Below are 20,704 nucleotides of genomic sequence, written 5' to 3' on the forward strand. Positions count from 1 at the left end.
CAAATTTGGACAGCCCTTATCGCCTTGCTTTTACTGAAGTACCTCCATCATCTGTCGAAATTCGGGTGGTCAATGTCAAACCTGGCAACCATGTTGCGCCTGAATCTCTTCACTTATAGGGACCTGGTTTATTGGCTACATGATCCTTTCGGCCATCCACCAGATATTCCAGGGGTGCAACTTCGACTGCCAGGATTTGGACAGCCGACAAGGATAGCAAAATGAAAAAGAGCAACCTGGTTTTGAAAATGCGGGTTTTGCACTCTGTGATCCCCGTAAAATCAACGAACAGTTTTCAACTCTGTCCTGTTTTGGACAGCAATGGAACGAATTATTAAGAAGTACGTTGATTACCCGACAGATATTGAACGCTAATGAACCGAAATTCAACAGCTTGGTGATCAAGGTTCTTGGATCTATGTCTGGTAATCAAGTTTCGTCTTAATAACAAGATCAAAGACCTGCATTTATAAGATCTTGTCTCAATTGCTCACTTTCCGCTTTCGCAATGGTTAACCAATCTTTATCACCTTGCATTTGATCAGTAATTGTTTTTACAGCTTCTTGTATATCACCATTGAGATTTATTTTTGTTGTATCAACACCATACGGAGTTGGTCCCACTCCATCTTGCCAATCTGCAAGCGAAATGTATCCTAGCTTTAGGGCGTTTTTCATCTGCTCATCTTCTTCTAGTTTTAGTGCTACCAACAAAGCCGCCTTTATCGTCGCCTTGGGGTAGGGTAACTGACTAGAATCTGCTATACAACTTGGATTTGGTATTTCTTGTTCCATGCAATAACCGTATGCTTTGACAATCTCTTGAATTTCCCCTAGAGATGGAACTAAGGAGTCTGTATTTTCGCTCTCTTCTGCCTCTGCTTCACAATACTTTTCAGTAATCTCTATCTTTCCTATAGGCTTTTCGTTAACCACCCAACCGCAATCATTGCAATAGTATTCTTTATGGTACTCATCGTATGTAAAACTAAGCTCTCCACATTTAATACAGCCCTCTTCATACCGCTTCGAAGGAGGAGGCTTTCTACCAAACAATTTGTTTAGAATACCCATGGCTACCCTTCTTAAAAATAATTCGAACTCAATGGAAAGAGAAGAAAATCAACTGCTCTAACTGCCTTATATATTTAATAATACCATCAGTAAAGTGGTTATTCAAGTTTTCAGCCAGGTTATCCATGCTTGCCATGGTCTCCCTTGAACTCACCGAGCCTGTAAGCCCGTATTGATCCGAACGTTAATCAGTAGATACGTAAGCGTTTCTCCAAGCACACCAATAAAGACACACTTTCTAAGCCTGCTGCTGTAGCAATCAGACAGAACTTACGTTAGGGGCTCCCTCCAAGATCTCCGGAGTCAGATTACTGGGCATCAGTTTTCTGTAATCATCCACAGCTGCAGCAAATGGAAGTTGTTCAAAGAGGTAGCGGAGATACTTGTACGGTTCCAGCCTGTTGGCCTTGAGTTATAGTCGAGTCTGATGTTCGAAGAATCATTCTCAAGCACTGACTATAACTCCATTGAGGTAAGTTGAAAAAAGTGGAACCAAAGTAATGTGAACAGAATCATTTACGAATCATAGTCGTCTGCAAAAAAATCTTCCAGATGTCCTGATATTTTGTTGATGGTGTTCTTCCTTTTCTTTCGGGTCGGTAAGTAACTTTTTCTTGAGACGCCGGAGCGTATCCTGGTCGGTTTGTACCTTTTTTCAGGTTTATAGGTTCCACGCGAGAGCTCAAATTCCCCAAGCTTTTTTTTAAGCTGCGCGATCCGTAGGCCGGTGGTTGAGAAGGGGACTCTTACCTTACTGCCCAGGTCCTGAAGAACATAACCTGCACCTCTAGGCTTTATTTCCATTCCCAGAGCGGCGAGGTCACGGTGGAAGTCTTCCCAGGTGGTGGCAATAGCAGCAGCTTGCTTGACACTTTCCAGGTTTTGCCTGATATAGGACTCAAAGGATTTCATACCGCTCTTTGCCTGAAAATCTGAAGCTTTCGAATTTTTCGGTATCCTCCTGAAATATTCTATAATCGCATGGTCGCCGCTGGTTTTTACAAAGGTTCCCCGCCGGTTTTCCAGTTTTTTCCTGGAGAAGTCTTTTCCCAGGCTGCTCATCCTGACATGAAAACCGGCGCTTTGCTTGTGGCCGATAGCGCCGATCACAAGACCGTTGCCTCGCTTCTGAATGACAAGCCCATGTCCTGCCAGCTGCCTGTGGAGCTCATCCCATGAACTACCGGATTGCAGTGCTTCAGTTATATAGGACTTTTTCTGTTCCAGGTAATCGGTAAACTGTTGCTCTACACCTGGATCAGCAGTCAGCCCATATTTTTTTTCCAGCTCACGGCAGAGTTTGTCCCGTTTGTGGTAATCGTAGAAGGGATCGTGCCTGGTAAACTTCTCCTTATCGATCATGTTGTAGGCGACATGCATATGGGGATTATCAGTGTTTATATGCACCCCGCAAAGTCGCTGATGGTTCTCGAATCCCAAGGCGTTTGCGAACTCTTTCTCTATTTGGTGGAAATCGTCCCCGGAGAGCTTTTGCATATCCTCCGGATGAAAAGAAATGATCAGGTGATAGGTCTTTTCTTTTTGACTCCTGGTGTTGAGTTTCTGGGTGGTCTTGATTTCATCGATCGCTAGATGGTAATCCTGCCCGGCATAACATCCTGCGGTCCAGGTCTGAAGGCATTTTTCCCCTTTGTGGGAGGCATCGGCAATATAGAGAGCCAACCGCCTGTAGTTGTCATTTTTCGGTTTGCAGTGGATTCTTTTTGAGATCAAATGGTGAGCTCCCTGGCGTCTGCTCTATCCGTTACTCGCAGTTTATAGACTTTCATATCTACTCCCTTGATATTATTCCATGTCTGACCGAGATTTTATTCCACCATTTTCTTGGAATTTTTGGGATCTCCCCCTGTTCCTCGGCAAATTTCAGACATTCCAGTATGGTCCTCATTCCCAGGGAGAATTCATGGTGGTCATCCCGTAAAGAGAATATCAATCTTTCATCACAATTTTCACACCAGGCATCCTGCCCCGGCTCTTTTAGATTGTTTAGATTTGCCCTGTTTTTCAGTATACGTTCATGGCTCATGGTTGTTTTCCTCGCGGTTGTATTGAATTGATTTCAGATAGCTTCCCTGATCTTCTGTATGATCGGACGGAGCTCGTCCTGCCGGTCCTCGATTTCAAAAAGTACTTTTCGTATCTTTTCCGGATCGACAATTGTCCTGTCCTGGGAGAGATAGAGTTTAAAAAGTCCGCCAAGGCGGCCGAGATCCGCGTTGACTTTTAAAGCAGCCAGAAACGCGGTCTGGTCGATTCTTGAGTCTACGCGGCTGCCGGATAAAACCCTGCGCACGTATTCCGATATCGACAGACCCGTTTGTTCGGCAAGCTGTTTGATTCGGTCATGCTCATCCTGGGTGATGTATGCCTTCAGGCATATTTCTCTTTTCGGCTTGTTCATAGTCACCAGGTCCAAAGAGGTTTGATGGTCGTGATGACAAGACTTGTCGGTATCGGGCCGATATAACGGCTGTCCAGGCTGTGTATCGTTTTTCCCTCTACGATCAAGTGTTCTCGGGGCACAACTCCTCTTATTGGAGTGTAAGGAGGAATCAGCTGGCCCCTTGAGTCTTTTTCAGCAGCTGGAGGGAGATGGTACTTCTCACCACCAATGAAGGTTACTTTCTTGAGAAGCGGGGTACCCGGCTCTGTGTATCTCGATACAAATTCAGCCTTGGATGCTGGTGGATAAAATGCGACCAGGACGCCAGGTTCGATTGGCTGGTTGGTCCTTAAATAAAGTCCATAGGGCAAGCTGGCGGTGGTGTTTATATAGCAATACTGTGCCATGAAAGAGCATAGACCGAGTACCACAAAACTAAAGACGATGGATTTTACAAGTCTCATCTGTATTCTCCGCTAGATACCTGCTGAAATCCTTGACCGCTCCGACAGGACCGGATCGAGAAAATAGAGCATCTGCCGCCCGTAGATCGCCGGGAATCCGGCAACGAATATGAGCATATCGCCCGGTTCGAGTATCTTCTCCCCGGAAGAGTCCTTGACCGGCCCTTTAAGGCGCATGCATTCGTCAGGTGTGAGCAGGGGCCTTGCCACCTCGGAAATTGAGACGGAGGCGCTGCCCATATGGCCGAATCGCTTGCCGGAAATGGATGTTTTCTTATCTACAACGGTGGTCTTGCCGGTCATGTCGGAAAGCAGCTTTGCCGTTTCGATCTTGTTCGGGGCGTAGGCTATCCGCACATGACAGTTTGAGGTGATGGACTCATCCCTGGTATAGGCTTCCTGCAGCTGGGTGAGGTCCTGGACGATGATATACGCCTTGATCCCGTAGCCTGCCATAAAGGCGAGTGCCCGCTGCATAATCTCAAGCCTGCCAAGGCTTGTAAACTCATCGAGCATAAGAAGCAGGCGGTGTTTGTAGTTGGCAATGGAACTGCCGTCCTTAAACTCCATCGTCGCCGTGAGCTTACGCAGGGCCAGGTTGAAAAATATCCGGAGCAACGGGCGCAGCCGGTCGAGATCTGCGGGACTCACCACCAAGTACAGGTCGATTGGCTTTTCAGAGTTCATGATATCGTCAATCCTGAAATCAGACGTTTTGGTGTTCCTTGCAACGGTCGGGTCGCGGTAGAGTGAGAGGTTGGTTACAGCCGTTGAAATAACCCCTGACAGTTCGCGGTCGGCTTTAATCGCGCACTCTCCTGCGTAGCTGTGGATTGCCCGTTCTATGTTGGCCGCAAGATCCGTTTCCATTAAGGGATACCGGGCCTGCAGCAGCTCGGCGTGGGGCGTGTCCGTCATATGATAAAAGAGGCCCTTGATATCATCGGCGTACTCATCCCTGGTGATCTCATCCACCACGTCGGCAAGACTTGCGTCATCCTTTACCACAAGGACGTGGAGTATGAGACCCGTCAGAAAAGCATATCCTGCCTGGGAAAAATAGTCTTTCAACCCCTTGCCGTCCGGATCGCAGATCATTGAGGCGATATTCTGTACATCGGAGATGGCGTAACTGGTGCCAAGACGTACTTCTGCAAGAGGGTTGAACCTGGCCGATCCGTCAGGGCTTGCCGGATCGAACCTGAAGACGGTGTGATGTAATTTCTTCCTGCGGTACCCCGATGACAGGGCGTAGTTCTCTCCCTTGATATCGAGTACGATGGTGGAGCCCTCCCAGGCAAGCAGGGTAGGGATGACAAGGCCAACCCCCTTGCCTGACCTGGTGGGGGCAAATGCCAGGACGTGTTCCGGCCCGTTGTGCAGAAGATATTGAATCCTGTTTTTTTCGGCAAAACCTCCGACATATACGCCTGTGGTATTGGTAAGCCCCATTGGACCAAGATCTTTCTTTTTGGCCCATGTTGCTGTTCCGTGGAGGTTCCGGTTGCCCTTGGGGCGTCTTGTAAGGATCACCATAAAGATTATCGACAACGGCACCATGAATACGGCCATGCCAAGTTCCGTTGCCTCTGTAAGGCCTGGATGACTGGCTATGATGCTGTCAAGATTCCACAGGATGATACTCCAGGGGAAATAGCAGTGAGCGACAACAGGTGACCCTATTGCCGGATGAAAACCCACTTCCATTGCAAAGAACTGCGTCGCGAAGGTCATTGCCGCAACCGCCCAGAGCGCAATTGTTATCGGCAGCCACCATCGTATTTTTCTTTCCCGGTTCCCCGACCTGAGACCGTAGTTTTGTTTTTTCATCGTCCCATCTCCAGTCCCAGGCCGTGATCCTGTTCTTTTGCCTTTCCAAGAAACGGAATTTTCCTTTCGAGAGCCTTTTTTACCCGAGCCCTGCCATACCTTGAATTTGCCAGGTCGTTGAAGTCGGTCAATCCCTGCTTTTTCTGCTGTTCGCTGAACTCGGGCACGATGACTTCGCCGCCAATGGCCTTGGCTACTCTTCTTGCTTTTTCAAGCCCTACATTCTTCTTTTTGGAGTGATCGTTGTCTGCGCAGATAAATATTTCCGCATCCGGCATCAGCTCCTTGATCGAGTGTGCGACGTTTTCCATGTTGCCTGCGTCAAAACAGACCACCGCCGGAAGGTGGGCAATATCCTGGAGGGATTTCCCGGTGGCGTATCCTTCGGCCAGGAGTATGGGCTTGTTCGCGTCAAGTTTTCCAAGGACACAGCAGTTGCCCGATTTCCTGCCGTCTTTTAGGAGATACTTGTCGCCGTTTTCGGAGATAAACTGCAGACTCTCTATCCTGTCTGTTTTTGGATTTTTTAAGGGGATGATAAGACGGTTGCTGTTATCGACCCTGATTCCATCCTCGGGTTCTATTTTCTTTGCCAGCAGATACGGGTGATCCTTCGGGGCCGGGGCGGCGTTAACATAGATGCCAAAGGCGGTCTTTGCGGCTTTTTCGTATCTTGCCTGCAGCTCTTCCTCTCTTGAGATCTCACCTGTTTGCTTCACCGCGTCCCTGGGTAGCTCTCCCTCATACTTCACCTTTATTTTCTCTCCGGTCTTATGATTCTGCATAAAACCAGCTGGCCGACCGTCGGGGTAGATGACATAGGCTCCTGATTTTTTCCCGGCCTTATCGGTATCCACAGGGACCCGCTGCATCGTGCCGTCCATCACCAGGGTATCGACTTTAAGGCCCAGCCCGGCAGCATGGTCCCGAAACTGTTTTTCGATTTCCGCAAAATCGAGGACGGAAGAAGTTGTTTTCTCTGCCTGCAGCCATTTCTTAAAAGGCTCCGGGTCCTGATCCGGATCTATAAACCATGCTTTCTGATGGCGGTCCCACTTCGCGCCAAGTTCTTTGGCCTGGTCTTTTTCCTCAAAGGAAACATCAAGATAGGTTCTTTCAGGATCTGGAGATGGAGCTGCGAGTGTTGTGTCGTGGTTCCTCTTAACACTCAACTCCCTTGCCCCATCACCTTCGATCCAACCCGAGCTGTACGAAAGGTCGTCTATAACTTCACGCTCGTGCTCCCTGGTTCCGGTCAGGCCATCCTGATAGCCGATATTCCAGCTCGATTCATCCAGCTTCACTTTCTGGGCTGCAGGTTCCTCCTGAGTAGCTGTCTGCAGCCATTTTTTAAAGGGCTCCGGGTCCTGGTCCGGCTCTATAAACCATGCTTTCTGACGGCGGTCCCACCTGGCGCCAAGCTCTTTGGCCCGGTCTTTTTCCTCGAAAGGAACATTCAGGAGAATTTTTTCTGCTGATCCGGAATCTTTATCAGGGACAATATGGCCTGTGTCCTTTCCCTGAATTGGTGGTTGGGCAAGCTTTTCCTTCCATAGCATCACCTCCTTGTCCTGGCTGAGAACGAATTCGCTGATTTTCTCTCCGTCCCGGATCGCTGCCAGCAGCTCTTTCTGCCTCTGGTTTTTCGGGAGCTTTTTCAACCATCCGGCGACATAGGCTTCGTTGTTTTTTTCCGACTCAGGCGTATATCCCACGCCGATCTGGGTACAGATCAACCATGCCGCGATCTCGGCTCTGAGCTCTTCTTTCGCGTACTCCTTTTTATCGGAGGCGGGGCCTGTCTGCCGGTCGAGCAGGTCGGGGTGTTTGGTCGCGTGGGCCAGTTCATGGAAGATGGTGGAATAGTATTCCGATTGACTTTTAAAACTCGCTTTCGCGGGGATCTCGATTGCATGTTTTGCAGGTGAATAAAAAGCTCTTTCCCGCTGACTCTCGGTTATCGATATGTCTCTTTTGAAACTGTTGATAATATCGTCCGCTATCCAGTCGGGCTTCCATTCCGGAGTTTGCGTGAAATAGGGCCCCAGTCCTTCGATCTGGGTCCCGTTGAAAAGAGAAAATGTCTTGAAAACAGGAGCGCCAACCTCTTTCATCCGGGGCTTGCCGGTCGATTTGTCGACAAGGGTGTTGCCGTTTTCATCCTGTTCTTTTACAAGTCGTGTCGGGCTGTAGTAGAGCGCCGGAGTGGATTTTTCTCCCTTCCGGACATGGAGGCCGTGTTCTCTTGCCTGGTTATAGGTCATCCACCTGGGATCGTTGTATCCTTTTCTTGCCAATTCGACCAGGTTGACTCCCCGGTAATCGTTGCCTGTAACAAAACTTCTGGGAAGCTCGAACAGCTCTCCCTCTTTCCAGGGCACCTGCCAGGGTGCGGAAGAGCTTTCGATGGCCTGTATGGTATTATCAATAAAAGTCTGAATTTTATCCTGGTATGACATATCAACCTCCATGCTCTTCTTCGGGGTCCATTTCCTCGGCGGAGGAGATCATGGCTCCGCTCATATAGGCGAGATACTCTGCCTCGTCGGGTTCGAGCTGTCGGTCGGTTGTTGCACTTTCGCCGAAAAGCCTTTCGTCGAGCCATACCTGGTAGTCGTCAACTGTCATTGCTCTTTTGAACGCGTATTCTTGCATCTTTTCTTTCGTCCACATGGTGTTTCTCCTTTAAAGTTTGTTCTCGTACTGTTCGGTAAATTGCAGGTCCTTAACGACTACGACGTTGAGCTTGTAGCCGGGCCTCACGGTCAGGGTGGGGCTGATGTTTGCAAATTTCTGCAGCAGCGTAAGGCTGGCCTGGCTCATCTGGGTGGCAAGGGCCATTCCCATGCTCTGGCTGAAGCTTGGCACGTCACTGTCGTTATCCGACAGCGTATCGATGGAATATGCTGTTCCTCCGGTAATCAGGCTCATGAGCAGCGCATGGCCGTATATCCTGAAATAGTGGTTGTTGACCTTATCGGACAATCCGCTCTGGCCGAGCTGGTCCGCTCCTGGAAACTTGTTGAGCGTCATGGTCCTGCCGTCCGGGAAAACCAGACGTGTCCAGGCGACAAAAAGTCTTTTGGCACCGAGGGCAACCCCGTTTTTGTATTGGCCGACAAGACGGGTGCCCTGGGGAATGAGCATATTGTCACCGGTGGCGGTGTCGTAGACATCCTGGCTGACCTGACCGATAATCTGGCCGGAAAGATCTGAGTTTATCCCGGTGATAAGCACCGTAGGGATAACCGCGCCGGTACGGAGGGCAAGCGGGTTGGTACCCTGCATACTGAATCCGTTGTCCCAGTCATCTGTTACGGCACCTATTGTCTGCTCCCCTTGAGCAGCTGGGTAAGGTACGGTGGATGGATCTTCACCCCTGGCTGCAGCAGCAGCCATTGCTTTTGCGTATTCCAGGTCACGCTCCTTGGAGGAAATTGGTGATGGCAGAGAATCTGCAGCTGCTGTACCGGTAGAAGCAAGGCTTGAATCCGGAGGCGTGCTCTCACCGTTGTCCCGGTTAACGCTCGGTCGCGTGTAGGCAAGAGGTTTTGAGTGAAGTGCCGACCTCTGCAGGTCACGTTTATAGCGCCTGAGTTCCAGCAGCTCCTGCTGCCGCATCTGCAATATCGGGTCGACCTGGGGACGTGTTACGGTTATTGGCCGTGGCAGGAGTTGTCTTGGATCTTTTTCCACCTCCTTGTTTTCGGTGACGCCTTTGACATCGGGTGCCTTGGGCAGGTTAAGTCCGGCCCCGACGGAAGTATTGAAATCTTCCGAGGGTCTTACAACCAGGTCCTCCTGCTGTTCCTCTTGTGTGAAATCCGGTTTGGTGAAGATGGCGGAGACGACCAGGCCGATGATGATAAGTACAAGCAGTCCGATGATAACTACCGGTTTTCTGCTCAAGGTCGTTACCACGACTGAAGGTCGGGAGAGTCCTTGCGGTGCCTTGTCACTCATTTTGTGTATCCTGTCGTAAAAATGTAGTATTGAGGGCGTATGTATTGGAATCAAACGTCCTTGAAATGATGAGTCCTTTGTCTGTCTTCAGGGAGATATAGCTGGCGTTTGTCCCTTGGACGGAATCGATAACGTACCGCACCGTAACCGCTTCGGGGGATGGGGTGGCGGCGACCTGAAATCCGGCCTCGCGGGCTGCGCTTTCAAGAGCTTCATTAAAATTTCTGTTAGCTGACGGTTTAAAATAAATGCTCTGCTCACTGGAGCTTGGATACTCTGCTACCAGCCGATCCAGGATAAACTCTGTTATCGTTTTGGGATCTGCCGCAGGAGTAAGTGCCACATAAGATCTGTCAGGCACGGATGCAGCGCAGGAAGTAAGAAACGCCAGGAAAAGTAAGGGAAGATATCTCATGCTATGCCTCCTTATGTCTGATGGTTATTTTCTCTTGGGTTTTGCCTAATCCGACGATCAGATAGCCTTCCTCAAAGACCTGGTCGACCACAAAGGTGCTGTCTTTCACCCGGTAATTGACAAGACCCTGGCCCGCTGCAGTTTTAACGAGCAGTACCGGCATCTCCTGAATTTCCGGCATGCGGATATAGGTCTTTTTCCCATCGTTATAGACCTGTACAGGTCGCCACAGTGCCTTGCCCTTAATGGTGTACTGAAAGTCAAGGTCGACGGGATCAAACCCACGTTTTTTGGTGTCCTTGTCCTTTGGTTCCTCCTGGTTAACGGCTGACGAAAAAACTGTCTGTGTATCGTGTGGATATAAGAATCCCGTATACGCCATATGCTCCTTTCGGTCGGATTTGAGCTTGATGTGGTAGGCTCTTCTGTCGGTTGTGATCAGCGCAGTTGTTGAAATGCCGGAATCAATAGTCTTGAACGCTATATGGCTTGTGCTGTAGCTGCCGGTGCCTGAGTTGACCACCTCAACATGCCACCTGGCGGTATCGCCAAGGACGATTGAGCTGATCTTCTCGCCAGGCTGCATTTCAAGGTCTGCGACCTGATACGGTGCGACAATAATGGTCGGGATGGTGTGGCCATAGACAAAGCTGACTTTGCCTTTTCCTCCAAGTGCAGGTTTAAGAGCGTTTTCTTTCCATTCCTGTGCCAGCTCAAGCGGCATTTTCTCCCGGTCGCTCAGGATCGCAGGGGCGGGCGATACGTAGGATGCATCCATAAATGATAAATCGAGCGGGTCTCCGCCGAGGTTGCCGACTTCAAGTGTCGTGACCTGGCCGGGTTCGTCGATGGTGACGGTCAGCGGTGCGTTTTCTGCGGCTGCAGCCGGGTTTGCAAACAGCACAAGCGTGATAAGTACAAATGTTTTTTTCATTTTCATAATCCTCCTGTTTTTTCCGAGACGGAAACCTCCGAGACATAGATCCCTGCCGCATTGCGGAGGATCTCCGTTTGTGTCTCCGGTGTTTTCCTCTTGATTACGAGATTTGCGGTATAGGTTTTTCTGACCTGGATCTCACCCTGATGATTTCGGGTGATCTCTTCCCACTCTGCCGACCAGGTGTCACCTGAGACATAGAGTGGAAGCCTGGTGATCCGCACCTCTACCAGCTTTTTTTGTGAACTGTTGTACGGGTTGTTTTGGGTGTACCATTGGCCGAGCGTTCCCTTGGCAGCCCCGACGGAGACAAAACTTGCCTGTTTGACGTATTTTTCCTGGAGTGATATGTCGGCGGTAACTGTTCTCCAGGCGTTGATGAAACTTGCGAGGCTGTACTGGATTACCTCTTCCCGGCTGTCGATCGCTGTAGCTGCGGAAGCCCCCGAGACCCGTCCGGCTCGGTCCACCTCGACGACATAGGGAATTATCTTTGCCTGGGTGAGCTGCCAGATATTGGCAACTCCCAGCAGCAAGGTAACGGTCACAGCAACCAGGGCGATCATACGCCACCTGTTACGTTCTTCGATAAAAGAGCCGTATACTTCCGCCCAGGCTCTTTTCCCGGCGAGATAGTGATTGTTTTTTTCTTCTTTTGTCATTGTTCTTCCTCTTTCTTCAAATGAGCCTGTGCCGCTTCGGAAAGGCTCATAAGCGCTCCTTTCTGGGCACCACTGATACCACCGGCAAGTCCACCGCCTCCGGAAGCGCCGATGGCAGCGCCGGTACCCATGGAGGCAGCTCCGACAGCTGTTCCAACGCCTGCGGCCATGGCACCTGCCATCATCCCTCCGGAAGATCCGGAATAGTTTGAAACAAAACTTGCTAAAGAGTCGGGCAGGGCTTTGACAAGAAATGCGCAAATTACAAAATTGGCGGTGACGACAAAGACATCCGTAGGGGTTCTGAACTCCCATGCAACTATTGTGTGAACGAGGGTATAGATAACATTTATGAGGAGTTGGATTATAAAGAGCTTCAAACCTACTGCGAGCGAATAACGCATAAAGTTGGTGGCCCATCCTCTGGTATGTCGATTGCCGCCAAAACCAAGTATCAGAATGCCGACGTTCATCACGATCCAAGCTTCACAAAGGATAATGAGGTACATCCCATAGGTAAGAGCAGCACAGACTAAGCTTACTACGGCACAGAGGGCGATCATAACGGCAACGCCAGGTTGAAAGATCGTGGCGATCTTCTCCATAGCTTTGACAGTGGTAATGCTGTCTCTGAAAAACAGTGATACCCTTTCTGAAGGCTTATGAATGTCTTCGGCTAAACCAATAAAGCCGTCAACGATCTTTGCTGTGAGATCCTGGCCATAGATTATGAGGCAGTAGAAAGTGGCTCCAAAGATCGCGACCCTGACAAGCTCGGCGATCACATCCGTGATATCAGCTTTCTGAAGACCTAGCCTGATTGCAAGAAAAACGACCTCGATTACGAGCAGGCAGTTAAGCAGCCAGATGGCATGGGGTTTGACGTTACTACCCCACTTTGTACCCAAGGTTTTATATAAATTAACCAGATTTTGTGTAATGTTGAGGTCTGGTGTTGCCGCAAAAGTTTCATTGCAAAAAATCATTGATGTTGTTAGGGTGAGTAGGGTGGTTATGACTGTAACTATTTGTCTTGTAATAATATTTTTTTCAGGAGTGTTTGTTGTGTCTGCGAAAATGATCATCTTGGTTATCCTTAGTTTTTGCCTTGCCGGTGGAATGGTCGGAGGCACTTATTTTTTATTTGAGTCAAAACATAAATATGACGAATCTTGGATGGATGAACCTGTTGATATCCAAGACATATTGATACAACCTGGTGATAAGACACCGACTAATGACAACAAGTGATCATGAGCCCGGCTGCATAAGAATGTCTGATATTTCCACTTCTTCAATGAACCAATTCTCCAGTTCTTTCTGCTGGTTCTTTTTTCCCTGGCGTTCCTGGGCGTTCCAAGCGCTTTGGGCCTGGTAATAGGTGGCTGTGAGAGCTCGCTGGTCGCGCAGCTCTTGCGCTATCAATCCCATCACCTGGTTACCCGCTTCAATAGCATCCAGGTTGCCTTCTTTTTCAGAAAGCAGATCCCGGAGATAGGCGTCAAATTCGCCTGTTTGCTCAAGCTGCTCCAACTGCTCGCCGGAGAGTCCGAATGAGGATTTCAGTACGTCGTCAATTTTTAGAGTCGCGTTCTTGTACTGCTCATCGTAAATAGCTATCCTCTCTTCAACCGGAAGGCCTTCAATTTTAATTTCTTCAAGTCCCGGAAACGTTTCCGTATAGATTTCCTGCAAGACTTCCTGGTCCGCTTTAAAGCTCTTGAGTTTTCCGAGAGCCTTAAGCAGATATTTGGATTCAATGATCACCCTGTCCTTGAGATGTCCTGGCAGGTTGATTGTGTTCTGGATCATGTTGTCGGTCTGGTTGGTCAGTTGTTTGGTCTGCTCAATCATCTCCGTAGTCTGTTTGATAAACTCGATATAGTCGTTGAGGGATTGTTCATATTGCTGTTGCTGTAAATAGTATTGCTTGGTGAGCTGGACCACGGATTCAATGTCTTCGACATATTGGAACAACTGAGTAAAAACTGTCGAGCAGTTTGAGCAGAATAACGCCGAGGAGTTTTGGGGACCGAACATAATTGAGACTGCAAGGGTTGTGGTGATAATGATCTTTTTCATTTTTCATTCCTCTTTGCTTATTGTTTCGAGTCGATTGTTGTTAACCATTGCCAGTTCCTTTACTTGCCTTCCGTCCGGAGTCTTTGCGATAAAGATCACCAGGTCGACCGCCTCCCGGATCAGCTCTTCCATCGGTGAGCTTGAGACTTCTGAAATCAACTGGGCAAGCCGCAGGAGTCCGCCTGCGCAACTGTTTGCGTGTACCGTGCAGATCCCGCCGGGGTGACCGGTGTTCCATGCCTTTAAAAGATCGAGCGCCGCGCCGTCGCGTACCTCGCCGACTATGATCCGGTCCGGTCGCAACCTCATGGTTGCCTTTAAGAGTTGGCGCATGGTTGTGGTGCGGTTGGTCCTGAGCAGCAGCTTGTTTTCACTTGTGCACTGCAGCTCACAGGTATCCTCGATAATGACCAGCCGATCCCCTGGGCAGCTCGCGGAGAGCTCGGCCAGGATCGCGTTGGCAAGGGTGGTCTTGCCGGACCCGGTGCCGCCGACTACAAGCAGGTTTTTCTTGTTTTTGACAGCCTCACGGATCACTTCCTTGTGGACGGGTTCCATGATCCCGGACTCCACATAGTCGGCAAGGCTGAAGATCCGCAGCGCTTTTTTCCTTATCGTAAAACTGGGACTTGCGGCAACCGGAGGGAAAATGCCTTCAAAACGGGAACCGTCAAGCGGCAGCTCACCCTCCACGATAGGGTTTTCCTGGGTAACTACATTTCCGAGCATCGAGGCGATCACTCTGAGGATCGAGGAGGCCTGGTTGTGATCGATTCGACCGGCTTCCACCAGTCCTCTTGAAAAAGAATCGAGCCACAAGCGACCGTCATCGTTGAGCATCACCTCAATGATATCGGGATTGCCAAGCGCTTCGGTGACAACCGGTCCAAGGTTATGTCTGAGGCTGTCGAGGACGACATGGCTTTGTTTTTTCATGAGAGCCTCCTTGCAACGTTTCGTTTTTGAAGCCAGATCTCAGGCCATGACGAACCATGTTCCCGCTGCAGATCCTTGATTGCCCCAATATCGTCTTTGCCCGAGGCCCCGACAAAGGAGAGCGCCAAGGGAGAAAGAGAGAGATTTATCATCCGGCACCCTTCAGGGTTGGTGACGTAATATTCCCTTTTGGCTACCCCTTTGGAGACAAGACCAATTTGAGTTGAGTTAAGACCAAGCGCCCTGTAAAGATCTCTTTGTGTGTCTTTGTCGGCTGCCATATTGGGAAGAAAGATTTTTGTAGGACATGATTCGTAGAGTACGTCGAGTATGCCTGAATCCTTTGCGTCGGAAAGACTCTGGGTAGCCAGGACTACCGCGCAGTTTGCTTTTCTCAGCACCTTGAGCCATTCCCGGATCTTGGCCCTGAATACAGGATGGCCGAGCATGATCCACGCCTCGTCAAGGATGAGCAGGGAAGGCTGGCCGGTAAAACTTTTCTCTATCCGGTGAAAAAGATAGAGCAGCACCGGGATAAGATTTTCTTCACCAAGGTTCATCAGCTCCTCAATCTCAAAGACGGAAAAGTTATTTCCGGATATATCGAGGTTGTCTTTTTCCGCATCGAGCAGCCGCCCCATTGCTCCCTCTACCGTATAGTGTTTGATCGCTTCCTTGAGCTCCTGGTTCTGCAGGAAGTGGTACAGGTTGCTCATGGTGCGGTGGCTGGGCAGGTTATGCCTGATCTGTGTCATGGCGTCGTGGATCGCTGCCCGATGGTGCGGTTTGATGTCGACTTTCTGGATGGCACAGAGGGTGGTGATCCAGTCTTCGGCCCAGGCTTGTTCACTGTCGGTGTCAACTTGCTGCAGGGGGCAGAACGCCAGTTTACTGTCGTCACCCGCGATCTCGTAATGGGTGCCTCCTGCAGCCGCTGCCAGCGGATACATCGATCCGCCTTTGTCAAAGCAATAGATTGACGCGTCCCGATACCGTCTGAACTGTGCGGCGATCGTGGCAAGCAGGACCGACTTGCCTGAGCCGGTCGGACCGAAGATCAGGGTATGGCCCAGATCACCGAAATGAAGGTTGAGACGGAAGGGCGTAGACCCTTGAGTTGCCGCATATAATAGGGGAGGGCTGTTTTCCGGGTAGAAGGGACATGGACAATGTTTGTGTCCGGCGTAGACCGTTGATAAGGGCAGGATGTCCGCAAGGTTAAGCGTATGCAGGATTACCCGCCTCATATTGGCGTAGTTGTTGCCGGGATGTGTCCCAAGCCAGGCTTCCAGGCTGTTGATAGTCTCCAGTCTGCAGCCGAACCCCTGGGTGAGAAGGGTCTTGCGTATATCCCTGATATTTCCGGCAAGCGTATCCCTGTCTTCGTTTAAAAGAATCACGTTGCCGGAATAGTAGCCAAAACCGACATCGCCCAGCTGGTTGGCGAACCTGGCTTCTTCCGCGTCTTCATGCATCATCGCCGCATCCCGGTTGACACGCGGATCGCGTTTGTTGAACAGCTTGTCAATCAACCCCACCATTTTCTGTGACCAGGCTTTTGAATAATCCTCGATCTGCCGGGAAGCCGTATACGGGTCCATGCAGATAAAGCGGCTGGAAAAACGGTAGGGGATACTGAGCGAGTCAAGGGTGTCCAGCATCATGGGAAAGGATTCGTGGGGAAAACCGTCGATCGCAAGTGCGGCGATATGCTTCTCGCCGACTCTTGGAACCACGCCGCCCGTTATGTCCGCTCGGCTGAGAAGTACGTCAAGATACATCGGTACTTGCGGCAGCAAGACCGGGTGGCGCTCTCCTGTGATGCAGTAGCTTATTATCTCAAGCAGTTCCGAGCAGGTTGCGCTCTGGGTTTGTATGTCTTTTAAACGATGCAGGGTAAAAGAGATCTTTAGCCGGTCCTCGATCTCGATCAGTTCCTCCTTAAAGCGGGCCAGGGCTTTTTCACCTTCATCTGCCCTGATTTTGCGATTCCGCGTCTCACCTCCTGTCTCGGTATAGAAGAAGCTGTTTATCTTTTCGCTTGCAAGGTTGGGACGCCAGGAAAGAAAAAGATAGTGGCTGGTCCTGAAATGTTTTCCCTCTTTGCGAAAAAGCTCTCTTCGCTCGTCATCTATCGCCCTGGTCACCGGATCTGGGAAAAAGCTTTCACTTGAACCCGGGTAATACTCTTCGGGGCTGCGGATGCAGTTAAAATGCAGTGACCAGCCGTCGCCAAGCTCTTTTGTCGAGGTGGAAATGGATGAGGAAAAAGAAGCAAGCTCCGATTCCGTGGAACTTGCCGTATCCCTTGTTGTAAGCTGGTAACCGACAAAAAACGAGCCGTCCTTGCAGAGTATCAGGCCGTTATCGATCATCACCGCATACTGCAGCAGCGATTGCAGACCGGGCTCTTTTGTCCGGTGACTTCTATATGCGGCACCTGACGGAGCGCTAAACGGACTGTCCTTGGCCGGATAGAACTCTTTATGTTTCATATGAAATTTCCAGACCTTTGTCATAATCGGGTCCGCCTTGCCTGACATACGGGCCAGGGTGAGTGCCCCGATGATCGCCACGGTGGCAAACAGCAGTTTGAGCCAGTTGCCATTTGACGTGATGATCACCAGTCCTCCACCAATAGCTATGGGAAAAAGCAGGTCGCGTTCAACCCCAACGATAAGGTTGGCCCGGTGCAGGCTCCTGAAGATTGATATTCGTCTGCGGGCCATCTCAGATCAGGGCTCCGCTGCCAAAAGAGAACATGGCGCCAATTATGCTTTGCGCAAAAGCAAGGGTAGAAATGATCATCACGATCACGCAGAGTCCCTTGGCAAAGCCGTCAAGCTCTTCCTTGCGAAACCACAGAATGAAAGCAGCCGTGACAAACATGATGATGGCTACTGCCTTGGCCCAGGGACCGGTGAGTGTGTTCATCACTTTTTCCATGGGACCCTCAAACTCGGTTATTGTGTCGGCAAGAGCCAGGTCCGGACCGCAGAGGGCTAGGGTGAGAGCTGCAATTGCCATTGATAAAGATATGATGCTTCTGAATTTCATATGCGTTACCTCGATATGATCAGGGTTAAAAATATGCCCGCCGCAATACCTGCGAGGGCGGCTATTGTTGCCAGATACCGGGAATTTTTTATTTCCCGTTTCCGGAGTTCTTGTTCAAATCGTTCGCGTTGTTCTTCTTCCATCCGCTCAAGGAGCCTTTTGCTTTCATCAAGAAAGAGCTGGCAGATCGTCGCCACAAGCATCACCGGATCGTCGTCGGTAATCGCGACCTGGTGCTTTTTAGCTATCTCTTCTTTCAGTTTGTTAAAGCGCATAGTTCGGCCAGTAGATAAACCTGAGCCATAAATCAAACGACATCAGTTTCCAGGCTGTATCGCCTGATTTTTTGATCGGTTTTAAAGACTCCAGAAAAAAAGAAGATTGGGATTCAAGCCAGTTGGCAAATGATCGGTCTTTCATTTCCTCTTCCTGCTGCAGCCTGGCCTCTTTCTCTTTTTCTTTCTGGAGCCGGACTTTTGCTTCACGTTTTGCAGCTTCTGCTGTTTGCACAGCCTCAAGGGCTTCGCTGTATCGCTCGTACCGCAGAAATCGCCACAATTGCGGGATGTATCCCCGCTGCCAGCTGTCGGTTCTTCTGAATACGCCAATGGTTTTGATAAGACTTTCCAGATCCGGGAGGCGGCCTTTGCGCAATAGCCTGAAAAAAGTCCTCCTGGCTTTGTGGAGGTTTTCACGGTTGGGGTAGTGTTCACACAAAAGTGCAAACTGGTCTTGCCCCCCGGAGGGGGGGAGGGGGGGAGTAACCTTGTTCTTTCCTTTATAGTTAGTGAACGTTTTTTGATACGCAGTTTCTGCGGATTTTATAGGTAAGGCAGTTCTTCGTTTTTTGGATAGCGCCAAAGAAAAAATAAGTTGTTTCAGTTTCTTAATGCTCTTCACAAAATACTTTGCGGTTTGTCCGGCTCCACGCCTTACAACGCTGATAAGCCCCAGTTTCTTCAACTTTGAAATATGGCTGCTCACCGTTCGGTTGCTGATCCCGAGCATAGATGCAAGAGTTGTCTGGCGCGCGAACGCGTATCCCTCTTTTTTGCTCAGCCAGTAAAGCAGCGAAAAAGTATGCTGGACGGATGATTTGAGTCCTGACGCTTTAACGTGTTGTCGGAATTTAGGGTCGTCGATGCTCAGAAATACATTGCTGTATCCAAAAGTTCCCATAAAAACAGTCTCCTAGGAAAACTCGTCTAATGGGCACAAAACACCTGTTAGCACTTGACTCTATTTTTAAAATCAAGTACTTTGATACTACTAACTCTTGTAGTATCCGGCGCTTAGCGCCCTATGATTACGGGCTTTTTTCAGCTGCAACTGAAAAAAGCCCTTTTCATTTACACTGTCTTATAAATTGCGGTCTTCCCCCTCCCTCGTCGTATGACTTTTAAAAGCCCAAGCTTTTTTAACTTGGTTATATGGTTGGCCACAGTCCTGCTGCTTACTCCCAATTCCTTGGCAAGTTGTGCCTGGGTCTGGGAATTGCTCGTGACCAGATGATCTAGGATTACCTGGCTTACTATTCCTATGTTCTTATCAAGGGAATTTTTATTCAGTAGCATCGTCTTTCTCCTTCACTATCTGCGCTTCATCGAGAAGCTGATATATCTTTTGCTGAACGATCTTGAGACGCTGGCGTGCCATAAGGTTAATTTCCGGTGTCTGGATCGCCTCGTCAAACGTCAGCTTGCGGCTCAGCATCGTTTCGATGTCGAAGCCGAAGGTGTCTTTCTTGTAGGTGGGCAGAGCGATACATTTACCGCCGCCTTGGACAACCTCTTGTCGTAGATTGTGATCGGTGAAGTAATCGCTGGAGCCGAAAAATGGATTTACCCAAACAACTAGTGGAGTGTTAAAACCACCCAGCAGTGATTGGAGACCTTTAAGGGTATCGCCCGCAGACTGGCCGCCGGTGATCACGGTATGGATAATAAGATCATGGCCGGATTCCTTGAGAAGGTCCGGGACCATGTTTTCGCTGATGTATGACGCCAGAGGAATAAAAGATGCTGCACCGTTATCGATCACTGCGCTGCTGTCTTCGGGTAACTGCAAAAGCTGTTCTATGAGGCTGTCAAAAAGCCTGCTGTTAATATTATCGTCTTCGAGAATATCCAGTTTATGGACTTGCAGTGATTTATAGGCGCTGAAGGTAGCGTTTACGGGATCGGTGTCAAAGCAGGCAACTTTCTCTTCCCGGTCTATCAGATATTGCGCCAGCAGCGAACTGACAAAGCTTTTGCCGACACCGCCCTTGCCCTGCAGGATCAGATGTATAGTCGCCATCACTTACCCTCCTTCTTCTTTTGGTTGAAATTGAAATCAACCGGTAGGGGGGTTGGGTCATGCTTAAAACTTCGAGAAGCAGTTGAAGTTTTTGTTGGTGTTTGAGCAGTTGTGGAGTTTTGTTTTTGTCTGTTGGCTTTGTGGAACGCAGCAAACGGAGAACTTTTTTTGTGGGTGTCGACAATGATTCGCCACGAGGTGTAGCTCATTGCGATCTTCTTTTTATCACGAAAATACCGGTAGACGGCTTTTTTGCTGTAGCCTTTTTCAAGAAGCTCTATAGCTTCTTCTTTGATGGCGAGGAACTGGCTCTTGCAGGATGGTTTGATTTCCATAATGTTTTCCTTCAGGTTTGTCCTACAGGAAAACATCACAAAAAAAGGGTGTTATTTTCCTGGATACAAAGAAAAATAACACCCTTAAATCAGCACCTTATGGTGACCCCAAGGGGAATCGAACCCCTGTTTTCGGCGTGAGAGGCCGACGTCCTGACCGCTAGACGATGGGGCCAGTGGGCACGTTTATACTTGACCTCCGGTGCCTTGTCAACAGAAAATAAAAGCCGGATCGGGATTTGCTGAA

General features: G+C 49.5%; 24 protein-coding genes, 1 tRNA gene and 1 pseudogene. 2 read left to right on the top strand and 24 right to left on the bottom strand.

Annotation, left to right across the window (positions count from 1 at the left end; genetic code table 11):
* Positions 1-225, top strand: a pseudogene (locus BLQ17_RS22850) (IS4 family transposase); the annotation flags it as partial.
* A 228-nt stretch (positions 226-453) separates the two neighbouring features.
* Here the strand turns inward: BLQ17_RS22850 and BLQ17_RS07765 are convergent.
* The 14 genes from BLQ17_RS07765 to trbL all read right to left on the bottom strand — a co-directional run bounded on the left by BLQ17_RS07765 (position 454) and on the right by trbL (position 12,834).
* Positions 454-1,074: a hypothetical protein gene (locus tag BLQ17_RS07765; protein WP_092221549.1), complete on the bottom strand. Its 621-nt coding sequence runs from the start codon at positions 1,072-1,074 to the stop codon at positions 454-456.
* A gap of 259 nt (positions 1,075-1,333) precedes the next feature.
* Positions 1,334-1,471, bottom strand: a complete 138-nt coding sequence (locus tag BLQ17_RS23655; RefSeq protein WP_092221551.1) for a transposase domain-containing protein — start codon at positions 1,469-1,471, stop codon at positions 1,334-1,336.
* A gap of 119 nt (positions 1,472-1,590) precedes the next feature.
* Positions 1,591-2,808 carry a TraI/MobA(P) family conjugative relaxase gene (gene traI / locus BLQ17_RS07775; protein WP_092221553.1) on the bottom strand — a complete coding sequence of 406 codons (1,218 nt, stop codon included), beginning with the start codon at positions 2,806-2,808 and terminating at the stop codon, positions 1,591-1,593.
* 58 nt (positions 2,809-2,866) lie between these two features.
* On the bottom strand, positions 2,867-3,121 hold the full coding sequence (locus BLQ17_RS07780) for a hypothetical protein (RefSeq protein ID WP_092221555.1): 255 nt from the start codon (positions 3,119-3,121) through the stop codon (positions 2,867-2,869).
* 33 nt (positions 3,122-3,154) lie between these two features.
* Positions 3,155-3,496 carry a plasmid mobilization protein gene (locus tag BLQ17_RS07785; RefSeq protein WP_092221557.1) on the bottom strand — a complete coding sequence of 114 codons (342 nt, stop codon included), beginning with the start codon at positions 3,494-3,496 and terminating at the stop codon, positions 3,155-3,157.
* 2 nt (positions 3,497-3,498) lie between these two features.
* Positions 3,499-3,942: a S26 family signal peptidase gene (locus tag BLQ17_RS07790; RefSeq protein ID WP_092221559.1), complete on the bottom strand. Its 444-nt coding sequence runs from the start codon at positions 3,940-3,942 to the stop codon at positions 3,499-3,501.
* Between the two features lie 12 nt (positions 3,943-3,954).
* The gene (locus tag BLQ17_RS07795; RefSeq protein ID WP_092221561.1) at positions 3,955-5,772 is read right to left on the bottom strand and encodes a type IV secretory system conjugative DNA transfer family protein; all 1,818 of its coding nucleotides are present in this window, start codon (positions 5,770-5,772) and stop codon (positions 3,955-3,957) included.
* Entirely contained in the window at positions 5,769-8,231 is a 2,463-nt protein-coding gene (locus BLQ17_RS07800; RefSeq protein WP_176761135.1) for a DUF5710 domain-containing protein, read from the bottom strand. The genes BLQ17_RS07795 and BLQ17_RS07800 overlap by 4 nt, the downstream gene beginning before the upstream one ends.
* 1 nt (position 8,232) lies before the next feature.
* The gene (locus BLQ17_RS07805) at positions 8,233-8,445 is read right to left on the bottom strand and encodes a hypothetical protein (RefSeq protein WP_092221565.1); all 213 of its coding nucleotides are present in this window, start codon (positions 8,443-8,445) and stop codon (positions 8,233-8,235) included.
* Positions 8,446-8,457: 12 nt separating this feature from the next.
* Positions 8,458-9,735 carry a TrbI/VirB10 family protein gene (locus BLQ17_RS07810; RefSeq protein ID WP_092221567.1) on the bottom strand — a complete coding sequence of 426 codons (1,278 nt, stop codon included), beginning with the start codon at positions 9,733-9,735 and terminating at the stop codon, positions 8,458-8,460.
* Positions 9,728-10,150 carry a hypothetical protein gene (locus BLQ17_RS07815; RefSeq protein WP_092221569.1) on the bottom strand — a complete coding sequence of 141 codons (423 nt, stop codon included), beginning with the start codon at positions 10,148-10,150 and terminating at the stop codon, positions 9,728-9,730. The genes BLQ17_RS07810 and BLQ17_RS07815 overlap by 8 nt, the downstream gene beginning before the upstream one ends.
* 1 nt (position 10,151) lies before the next feature.
* Positions 10,152-11,084, bottom strand: a complete 933-nt coding sequence (trbG, locus tag BLQ17_RS07820; protein ID WP_176761136.1) for a P-type conjugative transfer protein TrbG — start codon at positions 11,082-11,084, stop codon at positions 10,152-10,154.
* Between the two features lie 2 nt (positions 11,085-11,086).
* Positions 11,087-11,749, bottom strand: a complete 663-nt coding sequence (locus tag BLQ17_RS07825; RefSeq protein WP_092221573.1) for a VirB8 family type IV secretion system protein — start codon at positions 11,747-11,749, stop codon at positions 11,087-11,089.
* Entirely contained in the window at positions 11,746-12,834 is a 1,089-nt protein-coding gene (gene trbL / locus BLQ17_RS07830) for a P-type conjugative transfer protein TrbL (RefSeq protein ID WP_092221575.1), read from the bottom strand. Before trbL ends, BLQ17_RS07825 begins: the two co-directional genes overlap by 4 nt.
* On the opposite strand from trbL, the gene BLQ17_RS22545 reads away from it, so the two are divergent.
* Positions 12,764-13,000 carry a hypothetical protein gene (locus BLQ17_RS22545; protein ID WP_176761138.1) on the top strand — a complete coding sequence of 79 codons (237 nt, stop codon included), beginning with the start codon at positions 12,764-12,766 and terminating at the stop codon, positions 12,998-13,000. The genes trbL and BLQ17_RS22545 overlap by 71 nt on opposite strands.
* On the opposite strand, the gene BLQ17_RS07835 is transcribed toward BLQ17_RS22545, so the two are convergent.
* The 10 genes from BLQ17_RS07835 to BLQ17_RS07880 form a co-directional block, all read right to left on the bottom strand.
* Entirely contained in the window at positions 13,001-13,831 is an 831-nt protein-coding gene (locus tag BLQ17_RS07835; RefSeq protein ID WP_092221577.1) for a TrbJ/VirB5 family protein, read from the bottom strand.
* Positions 13,832-13,834: 3 nt separating this feature from the next.
* Positions 13,835-14,767, bottom strand: a complete 933-nt coding sequence (trbB, locus tag BLQ17_RS07840; protein ID WP_092221579.1) for a P-type conjugative transfer ATPase TrbB — start codon at positions 14,765-14,767, stop codon at positions 13,835-13,837.
* Positions 14,764-17,496 (bottom strand): VirB4 family type IV secretion/conjugal transfer ATPase, encoded by a 2,733-nt coding sequence (locus tag BLQ17_RS07845; protein WP_092221581.1) that lies wholly within the window; start codon positions 17,494-17,496, stop codon positions 14,764-14,766. The genes trbB and BLQ17_RS07845 overlap by 4 nt, the downstream gene beginning before the upstream one ends.
* Before the next feature lies 1 nt (position 17,497).
* Positions 17,498-17,824 (bottom strand): TrbC/VirB2 family type IV secretion system protein, encoded by a 327-nt coding sequence (locus BLQ17_RS07850; protein ID WP_092221583.1) that lies wholly within the window; start codon positions 17,822-17,824, stop codon positions 17,498-17,500.
* 5 nt (positions 17,825-17,829) lie between these two features.
* Entirely contained in the window at positions 17,830-18,099 is a 270-nt protein-coding gene (locus tag BLQ17_RS07855; protein WP_092221585.1) for a hypothetical protein, read from the bottom strand.
* On the bottom strand, positions 18,089-19,003 hold the full coding sequence (locus tag BLQ17_RS07860; RefSeq protein WP_092221587.1) for a helix-turn-helix domain-containing protein: 915 nt from the start codon (positions 19,001-19,003) through the stop codon (positions 18,089-18,091). The genes BLQ17_RS07855 and BLQ17_RS07860 overlap by 11 nt, the downstream gene beginning before the upstream one ends.
* Positions 19,004-19,173: 170 nt before the next feature.
* The gene (locus tag BLQ17_RS07865; RefSeq protein WP_092221589.1) at positions 19,174-19,398 is read right to left on the bottom strand and encodes an HTH domain-containing protein; all 225 of its coding nucleotides are present in this window, start codon (positions 19,396-19,398) and stop codon (positions 19,174-19,176) included.
* On the bottom strand, positions 19,385-20,122 hold the full coding sequence (locus tag BLQ17_RS07870; protein ID WP_092221590.1) for a nucleotide-binding protein: 738 nt from the start codon (positions 20,120-20,122) through the stop codon (positions 19,385-19,387). The genes BLQ17_RS07865 and BLQ17_RS07870 overlap by 14 nt, the downstream gene beginning before the upstream one ends.
* On the bottom strand, positions 20,122-20,457 hold the full coding sequence (locus BLQ17_RS07875) for a TraK family protein (RefSeq protein WP_143005461.1): 336 nt from the start codon (positions 20,455-20,457) through the stop codon (positions 20,122-20,124). The genes BLQ17_RS07870 and BLQ17_RS07875 overlap by 1 nt, the downstream gene beginning before the upstream one ends.
* A gap of 100 nt (positions 20,458-20,557) precedes the next feature.
* A tRNA-Glu gene (locus BLQ17_RS07880) sits at positions 20,558-20,632 on the bottom strand.
* Positions 20,633-20,704: the final 72 nt, after the last annotated feature.

This window comes from Desulforhopalus singaporensis, from assembly GCF_900104445.1.
Taxonomy (GTDB): Bacteria; Desulfobacterota; Desulfobulbia; order Desulfobulbales; family Desulfocapsaceae; genus Desulforhopalus_A; species Desulforhopalus_A singaporensis.

Coding starts and splice junctions, on each gene's coding strand:
- BLQ17_RS07765 (WP_092221549.1), bottom strand. CDS start 1,074: ATGGGTATTCTAAACAAATTGTTTGGTAGAAAGCCTCCTCCTTCGAAG.
- BLQ17_RS07780 (WP_092221555.1), bottom strand. CDS start 3,121: ATGAGCCATGAACGTATACTGAAAAACAGGGCAAATCTAAACAATCTA.
- BLQ17_RS07785 (WP_092221557.1), bottom strand. CDS start 3,496: ATGAACAAGCCGAAAAGAGAAATATGCCTGAAGGCATACATCACCCAG.
- BLQ17_RS07790 (WP_092221559.1), bottom strand. CDS start 3,942: ATGAGACTTGTAAAATCCATCGTCTTTAGTTTTGTGGTACTCGGTCTA.
- BLQ17_RS07795 (WP_092221561.1), bottom strand. CDS start 5,772: ATGAAAAAACAAAACTACGGTCTCAGGTCGGGGAACCGGGAAAGAAAA.
- BLQ17_RS07800 (WP_176761135.1), bottom strand. CDS start 8,231: ATGTCATACCAGGATAAAATTCAGACTTTTATTGATAATACCATACAG.
- BLQ17_RS07805 (WP_092221565.1), bottom strand. CDS start 8,445: ATGTGGACGAAAGAAAAGATGCAAGAATACGCGTTCAAAAGAGCAATG.
- BLQ17_RS07810 (WP_092221567.1), bottom strand. CDS start 9,735: ATGAGTGACAAGGCACCGCAAGGACTCTCCCGACCTTCAGTCGTGGTA.
- BLQ17_RS07815 (WP_092221569.1), bottom strand. CDS start 10,150: ATGAGATATCTTCCCTTACTTTTCCTGGCGTTTCTTACTTCCTGCGCT.
- trbG (WP_176761136.1), bottom strand. CDS start 11,084: ATGAAAAAAACATTTGTACTTATCACGCTTGTGCTGTTTGCAAACCCG.
- BLQ17_RS07825 (WP_092221573.1), bottom strand. CDS start 11,749: ATGACAAAAGAAGAAAAAAACAATCACTATCTCGCCGGGAAAAGAGCC.
- BLQ17_RS22545 (WP_176761138.1), top strand. CDS start 12,764: ATGACTGTAACTATTTGTCTTGTAATAATATTTTTTTCAGGAGTGTTT.
- trbL (WP_092221575.1), bottom strand. CDS start 12,834: ATGATCATTTTCGCAGACACAACAAACACTCCTGAAAAAAATATTATT.
- BLQ17_RS07835 (WP_092221577.1), bottom strand. CDS start 13,831: ATGAAAAAGATCATTATCACCACAACCCTTGCAGTCTCAATTATGTTC.
- trbB (WP_092221579.1), bottom strand. CDS start 14,767: ATGAAAAAACAAAGCCATGTCGTCCTCGACAGCCTCAGACATAACCTT.
- BLQ17_RS07845 (WP_092221581.1), bottom strand. CDS start 17,496: ATGGCCCGCAGACGAATATCAATCTTCAGGAGCCTGCACCGGGCCAAC.
- BLQ17_RS07850 (WP_092221583.1), bottom strand. CDS start 17,824: ATGAAATTCAGAAGCATCATATCTTTATCAATGGCAATTGCAGCTCTC.
- BLQ17_RS07855 (WP_092221585.1), bottom strand. CDS start 18,099: ATGCGCTTTAACAAACTGAAAGAAGAGATAGCTAAAAAGCACCAGGTC.
- BLQ17_RS07860 (WP_092221587.1), bottom strand. CDS start 19,003: ATGGGAACTTTTGGATACAGCAATGTATTTCTGAGCATCGACGACCCT.
- BLQ17_RS07865 (WP_092221589.1), bottom strand. CDS start 19,398: ATGCTACTGAATAAAAATTCCCTTGATAAGAACATAGGAATAGTAAGC.
- BLQ17_RS07870 (WP_092221590.1), bottom strand. CDS start 20,122: ATGGCGACTATACATCTGATCCTGCAGGGCAAGGGCGGTGTCGGCAAA.
- BLQ17_RS07875 (WP_143005461.1), bottom strand. CDS start 20,457: ATGGAAATCAAACCATCCTGCAAGAGCCAGTTCCTCGCCATCAAAGAA.